The organism is Xanthomonas populi, assembly GCF_002940065.1.
Taxonomy (GTDB): domain Bacteria; phylum Pseudomonadota; class Gammaproteobacteria; order Xanthomonadales; family Xanthomonadaceae; genus Xanthomonas; species Xanthomonas populi.
Genome location: NZ_MDEJ01000047.1, coordinates 22,156 through 28,155 on the forward strand (window position 1 = coordinate 22,156; position 6,000 = coordinate 28,155).

General features: G+C 62.8%; 5 protein-coding genes and 1 pseudogene. 4 read left to right on the forward strand and 2 right to left on the reverse strand.

The annotated features are described in order from the left end of the window. Positions 1 to 4: 4 nt before the first annotated feature. Positions 5 to 379, reverse strand: coding sequence for a ComEA family DNA-binding protein (locus XpopCFBP1817_RS09640; protein WP_341866001.1), 375 nt, complete (start codon positions 377 to 379; stop codon positions 5 to 7). Positions 380 to 560: 181 nt separating this feature from the next. On the opposite strand from XpopCFBP1817_RS09640, the gene XpopCFBP1817_RS09645 reads away from it, so the two are divergent. The 4 genes from XpopCFBP1817_RS09645 to murU all read left to right on the forward strand — a co-directional run bounded on the left by XpopCFBP1817_RS09645 (position 561) and on the right by murU (position 4,292). Then, entirely contained in the window at positions 561 to 2,054 is a 1,494-nt protein-coding gene (locus XpopCFBP1817_RS09645; RefSeq protein ID WP_128416965.1) for a M20 family metallopeptidase, read from the forward strand. A 178-nt stretch (positions 2,055 to 2,232) separates the two neighbouring features. After that, a complete protein-coding gene (locus XpopCFBP1817_RS09650) occupies positions 2,233 to 2,505 on the forward strand; it encodes a GlsB/YeaQ/YmgE family stress response membrane protein (RefSeq protein ID WP_128416966.1) in 273 nt (90 codons plus the stop codon). A 57-nt stretch (positions 2,506 to 2,562) separates the two neighbouring features. Further along, entirely contained in the window at positions 2,563 to 3,585 is a 1,023-nt protein-coding gene (locus XpopCFBP1817_RS09655) for an aminoglycoside phosphotransferase family protein (RefSeq protein ID WP_128416967.1), read from the forward strand. Beyond that, the gene (murU, locus tag XpopCFBP1817_RS09660; protein ID WP_128416968.1) at positions 3,582 to 4,292 is read left to right on the forward strand and encodes an N-acetylmuramate alpha-1-phosphate uridylyltransferase MurU; all 711 of its coding nucleotides are present in this window, start codon (positions 3,582 to 3,584) and stop codon (positions 4,290 to 4,292) included. The genes XpopCFBP1817_RS09655 and murU overlap by 4 nt, the downstream gene beginning before the upstream one ends. A 595-nt stretch (positions 4,293 to 4,887) precedes the next feature. Here murU and XpopCFBP1817_RS09670 read toward each other — a convergent pair. Then, positions 4,888 to 5,591 (reverse strand): annotated as a pseudogene (locus XpopCFBP1817_RS09670) (transposase). Positions 5,592 to 6,000 lie beyond the last annotated feature (409 nt).

The following is a 6,000-nucleotide window of genomic DNA, read 5'->3' on the forward strand; positions in this document are numbered from 1 at the left end:
CCCCTTAACGCCGTCCCACCGGTTTCACCGCCGCCCCCTTGGCAGCCTTCTTGGCGGGAGCCATCGTGGCTCCTACTTCGATCAGGTCTCGATTCCGTTCGACCGTCTTGAGTCCGATGCCCTTGACCAGTGCCAGTTCCTCGGCACTTTTGAAGGGACCGTTTGCCTGACGGTGCTCGACGATTGCCTCAGCTTTTGATCGCCCGACATTCGTCAGCGCCTTGTCCAATTCCTCAGCAGACGCGGTGTTGATATCGACCTTGTCGAGCGCATACGCGTTCGAGGACAACAACAACGCCAGTAGCAGGGACTTCAGAACTACGGTAAATGACTTCATTGCAACGCTCCTTGTGGCTTGGGTGATGGTCCTAGCCAGCATTCCTGCCGGCGGAGCCAGTATCCCGCGCCACATGCAGCAATCCTATCGCCAACGAACTTTTCACACAGCAGGTGAACTGCGCGCCGCCTTGTAGGGAAATACCTACCCCGTCTCCTGCGCAAGAGGCAGGTAGCAGGCCACGGCGTAGAATGTTGCGTTACTTCACGTATCTGGAGCCTTCATGGACAGCGCCAAGATCGATCAATTCATCAGCGATACGTGGGATCGCGAGATCGTCCCGCACTTGGTCGAATACATCCGCATTCCCAACAAGTCGCCGATGTTCGACGCCGATTGGGTCGCGCACGGCTACATGGAGCAGGCAGTCACCTTGATGGAAACCTGGGCGCGGGCGCAGCCGATCGAGGGCATGCAGGTCAAGGTGGTGCGCCTGGAAGGCCGCACGCCACTGATCTTCACCGAAATCCCGGCCACCGGCGCAGAGTCCGGCGACGACACCGTACTGCTCTACGGCCACCTGGACAAGCAGCCGGAAATGACCGGTTGGGACGCCGACCTCGGCCCGTGGGAGCCGGTGCTGCGCGACGACAAACTGTACGGGCGCGGTGGCGCCGACGATGGCTACGCGATCTTTGGCTCGCTGGCGGCGGTGCTGGCGCTTCGCACCCAGGGCATGCCGCATGCGCGCTGCGTGGTGCTAATCGAAGCCTGCGAGGAATCGGGTAGCTACGACCTGCCGGCCTATGTCGATCATCTGGCCGAACGCATCGGCAAGCCGTCGCTGGTGGTGTGCCTGGACTCGGGCTGCGGCAACTATGAGCAGTTGTGGTGCACCACCTCACTGCGCGGACTGACCGGCGGCAACCTGAGCGTGAAGGTACTGGAGGAGGGCGTGCACTCGGGCGATGCATCTGGCGTGGTGCCGTCCAGCTTCCGCTTGCTGCGCCAATTACTTTCGCGCATTGAGGACGAAGCCAGCGGCCGCATCCTACTGGACGGCCTGCACGTGGAAGTGCCGGCCGAGCGACTGACCCAAGCCAAGGCCGCGGCAGCGACGCTGGATACCGCTATCTTCGACAAATTCCCGATGGTCGATGGCCTGGTGCCGATGCACGCCGACCTCACCGAGCTGGTGTTGAATCGCACCTGGCGCCCGGCGCTGTCGATCACCGGTGTGGACGGCATGCCGCCACTGGCCTCGGCCGGCAATGTGTTGCGTCCACAGACCGCGGTGAAGCTGTCGTTGCGTCTACCGCCGACCGCCGACGGCAAGGCCTGCGGCGAACTGCTCAAAGAAGCGTTGCTGCGCGACCCGCCCAATGGCGCACAGGTGACGCTGGAGCTGGAAAAAGCATCGTCCGGCTGGAATGCGCCCGAGATGGCGCCATGGCTGGAAAAAGCCATCGATGACGCCAGCCTGGCGTTCTTCGACAAGCCCGCGATGTACATGGGCGAAGGCGGCTCAATCCCGTTCATGGGCATGCTGGGCGAGAAGTTCCCCGGCGCGCAGTTCATGATCACCGGCGTGCTCGGACCGCATTCCAATGCGCATGGCCCCAACGAGTTCCTGCACATCCCGATGGGAAAGCGCGTGACTGCCTGCGTCTCCAAGGTGATTGCCGAGCATCATGCCGCCTGCCTGCGTGGCGAGACCAGCGGTTCGCCGGTGGCTGCCGACAGCGGCACCCGTCATGGCGGGCATGGCTGCTGCTGAGTCGAGATGATGCACACGGGCTGCCGCGCGCATGCTGGGGCGGTCCACGCTGGATTGCCGTCGGTTGCAGCGCGAGTATGGATGCATCGCTAATGCCGTCGTCGCGGTCGACGCTGCGCACATGAATGCAGCGGCAGCGAATGCTAGTCTGCCGATCCCACTTACTTCAGTGCCTGCGATGAACAATCTCTTCGGTAGCGACAGCTGGCTTTACATCATTCTGGTCGGTTTCGTAGTCGGGCTGCTGGCCCGCTTCATTACACCGGGCACGCAACGCCTGGGTTGCCTGCTGACCATCGTGCTGGGCATCGTCGGTGCGGTGGTGGCTAGCTGGTTCGGTGGCTACATGGGGTGGTACCACGCAGGCGAACCGGCCGGTTTTCTTGGTGCGTTGCTGGGCGCGATTGCGATTCTGGCGTTGCTGCGGCTGTTCAGCGGCAGCAAGCGTTGATCGCCCCGTCGCCGCTCTGACCTGGCGGCGGCTCACTTCATTACACAGCATTTACTCATGACGTCATCGTTACTTCCCGATACCGCGCGCGCTGCGCTCCGTCTGCAGTGGGTGCGGCACACGTTGGATGATCCGCAGGTCACGCTGCAACGTGCGTCGGTCGATGCGGGATTTCGCAGTTATTGGCGTACCCAAGGTAGCGGCATTGATCGCATCCTGATGGATGCGCCACCTGATCTGGAGAACGTCGCGCCGTGGTTGCGGATGCATGCACTGCTCGGCGAGCACGGCGTGCGTGTACCGCAGGTGCTTGCACAGCAGTTGGAAACCGGATTTCTGCTGCTGGAAGATCTCGGCGTACCGACGCTAGCGCAGTTACTGACCGACGCCAATGCCGATATGTTGCTGGATGACGCGATCGGTCAGTTGCTGCTGCTGCAGCGCATTCCGCCGCCCGCCGACAGCGGTGTGTTTGGCGAGGCGCTGCTGCAACGCGATGCCGGCCTGTTCGAAGAATGGTTTCTCGGCCGCCACCTTAGCCTGCAGCTGGACTGCGGCCGCGCCGAGCAACTGCAGTTGGTGCAACGTCGTTTGATGGACAACGCGCTGGCGCAACCGCGCGTGTTCACCCATCGCGATTTCATGCCGCGCAACTTGATGCCGGTTAGCGATGGCCCCGCAGTGCTGGATTTTCAGGACTGCGTGATCGGCCCGATCGCCTACGACCCGATCAGTCTGTTCAAGGACACCTCGGTGAGTTGGCCGATCGCGCGCTTGGATGGTTGGCTGGAGCGCTATCACGCGCGTGCCGCAGCGGCCGGGCTACCGGTGCCGCCGCTGACGCAATTCCTGCGCGATGCGGACTGGATGGGCGTGCAGCGGCATCTGAAGAATCTGGGTATTTTCTCGCGCCTGAGCCATCGCGACGGCAAGCATTGGTATCTGGAGAACGTGCCGCGTTTCATCGCCTATCTGGACGAAGTGTTGACGCGCTACAGCGAATTGGCGCCGCTGATCGGGTTGCTGGATGAGCTGGTGAAACCAGCCTTGGCCGCACGCCAGGCCCAGGCTGGCGCATGAAGGCGCTGATCTTTGCGGCCGGGTTTGGCGAGCGCATGCGTCCGTTGACCGAGCACACGCCCAAGCCGTTGCTGGCGGTCGGCGGCACGCCGTTGATCGTCTGGCATCTGCGCAAACTGGCGGCGCTGGGCGTGGACGAGGTGGTGATCAACACCTCGTGGTTGGCCGCGCAATTTCCGCAGGTGCTGGGCGAGGGCAGCGCGTTCGGGCTGCGGCTGACCTATTCCTTTGAGGGCGCCACACCGCTGGAAACCGGCGGTGGCATACTGCATGCGTTGCCGTTGCTGGGCGACGCACCGTTTCTGTTGGTCAATGGCGATATCTGGACCAATTTCGATTTCGCACGACTGTCGGACGCACCGGCAGGATTGGCGCAGCTGGTGCTGGTCGATCAACCTGCGTATGCGACGCGTGCGGATTTCGCATTGCAGGCTGATGGCAAGGTCAGCGCCGATCTGCCTGCGACGCACACTTACGCCGGGATCGGTATTTATCGACCGGCGCTGCTGCGCAATTGGCAATCGGTGATTGGTCAGCTGCCAGAGCAGAACGGCGTGGCGCCGCGGTTTGCGTTGGCGCCGATCCTGCGCGCGCAGATGGCGGCAGGCTTGATCGACGGCATCCATCATCAGGGGCGCTGGACCGATGTCGGCACGCCGCAGCGCTTGGCAGAGCTGGATGCGCAGTTGCTGCGCGACGGCAGCTGATCGCAACCACACGGCTGCAAAGCCGCGATTAACAATGGCTAACAAACCCTCTCAAACGCGGTATCGATGGCGGCAAAGTGTTGACCACACTCGCCTTCGTTGACGAGTGAAGTGATATAGGGAATCGCAGTGACACTGCTCGGATCGAAAGGAGTTGATCACCGCACCTTATCGGACGGCCGCGCTGCGTGGACTGCTCGCAACCATGCACACCTACCCTCTCGACTGGTCCTTCCACGCTGACCGTCGTGGGACCTTCTGCGGCATGGACGCCGCATAAGCGCCTACACGGACGTACGTGCGGCGTGTCCCGCGATGCCGCTCCAAAACCGACGCATCCACACCGTCCAATCACCTCTCAAGGCGACAGAGAGCGTGAGCTTCAGCGTCGTTTGGATGTTCCTAAGCCGAACTGATCGAGCGCGCGATGCCCTCACCGCCCGCGTGACACGCCGTGCATCCATCCATGGAGCAACTGTGTTGATCAGGGCCTCGATCCGCGACCTCCGATCGGTTTCCTCCGGGCCCGTTCATCGGGTAGGTGCCGGCCGTTGGCCGGCACGCTTTTGCGTGGGATGATGGCCGCCGAGTGCGCTCAGGCTGGGCGCATGGCGGCTGTTTCATCGCGCACGCGCGCATTTGAGGATGACCCCCATCTTGCGCATCACCGCCACGATGGAGACCTTGCCTTGCTGACCGCGTGTCCGCAGCGATCTGTCGCAATCGCGCAGACCTGACTCGTGGCGAGCCGAGGACATGCCAGCCATGTAGAGCGCCTGTCCGGATATCGGCTCGGCCTCCCCCGATCCCCCGTTTACCACGCACCGCGCCGCTGTCCCGCGATAGCGGGGCAACCCCAACCAACCTGGATATCTGCTTTACGCTGAGCCTCCCAAGCTCCGGTAACCAGCACCCCAGCACGGCCAGCAGCACCGGACCGACCCCGTTGAGCGTCTTCAACGCGGCCACGTGCGGTTGCTCAATGAGCAGCGTCTTCAGCTGCCCGGCGATCCGTTTATCCAGCCGCGCCACACTGCGCAGAAGCTGGTTCACGTTGCACTGCAGTCTCTTTGCGCATTGGCGCGAGCCACCGCCAGTGCGGCGTGATGCAAGGCATCCAGCGCTTCCAGCTCGTAGCCCCCCGGTCGCCTCCAGCACCACCTGCCGCACCGACAGCGTACTCAGCCAATCTACACGCTTCTGGTGACCGCCTGAGGGGTTGGTGAACTGATCGGTCTCGCCTTGAAAAACCGCGACGTCCAGGTAGTTGTTGCACGCATCGATCCCGATTTCGCTCATAGGCAATCTCCACCAGGCTGGACATGTCCAGAGCTCCCTCGCTTGCCCAGTCTTCTCTTGTCGCGTGTTACCTCGGGCACCTGTTCAGCCGGAGCAAGGGAGCACCCGGCACGGGCACCAAGCTCCAAGGCGATCGGCTACGTGTCCAGGCTCCAACGATGGCCCACGCCGGCTATCACCACCCAAACAGCCAGATCCCGAACAGAGAAGGCGCCGTGGCGGCATCCATGCCGCCACGGGGTCCCGCAAGCGGTGAGGACATCGCACCTGGCAACGCGGTCGTGTGCTGATGGGAACCACAAGCCGGCCGCGCCCATCCGGCGGTAAGCGTCTTAGAGCCCGTTCAAAGTCTTCCCGAATTATCCGATCATATGGAGATGAGAGCACGCTATCCCAGTGACGTCAGCCG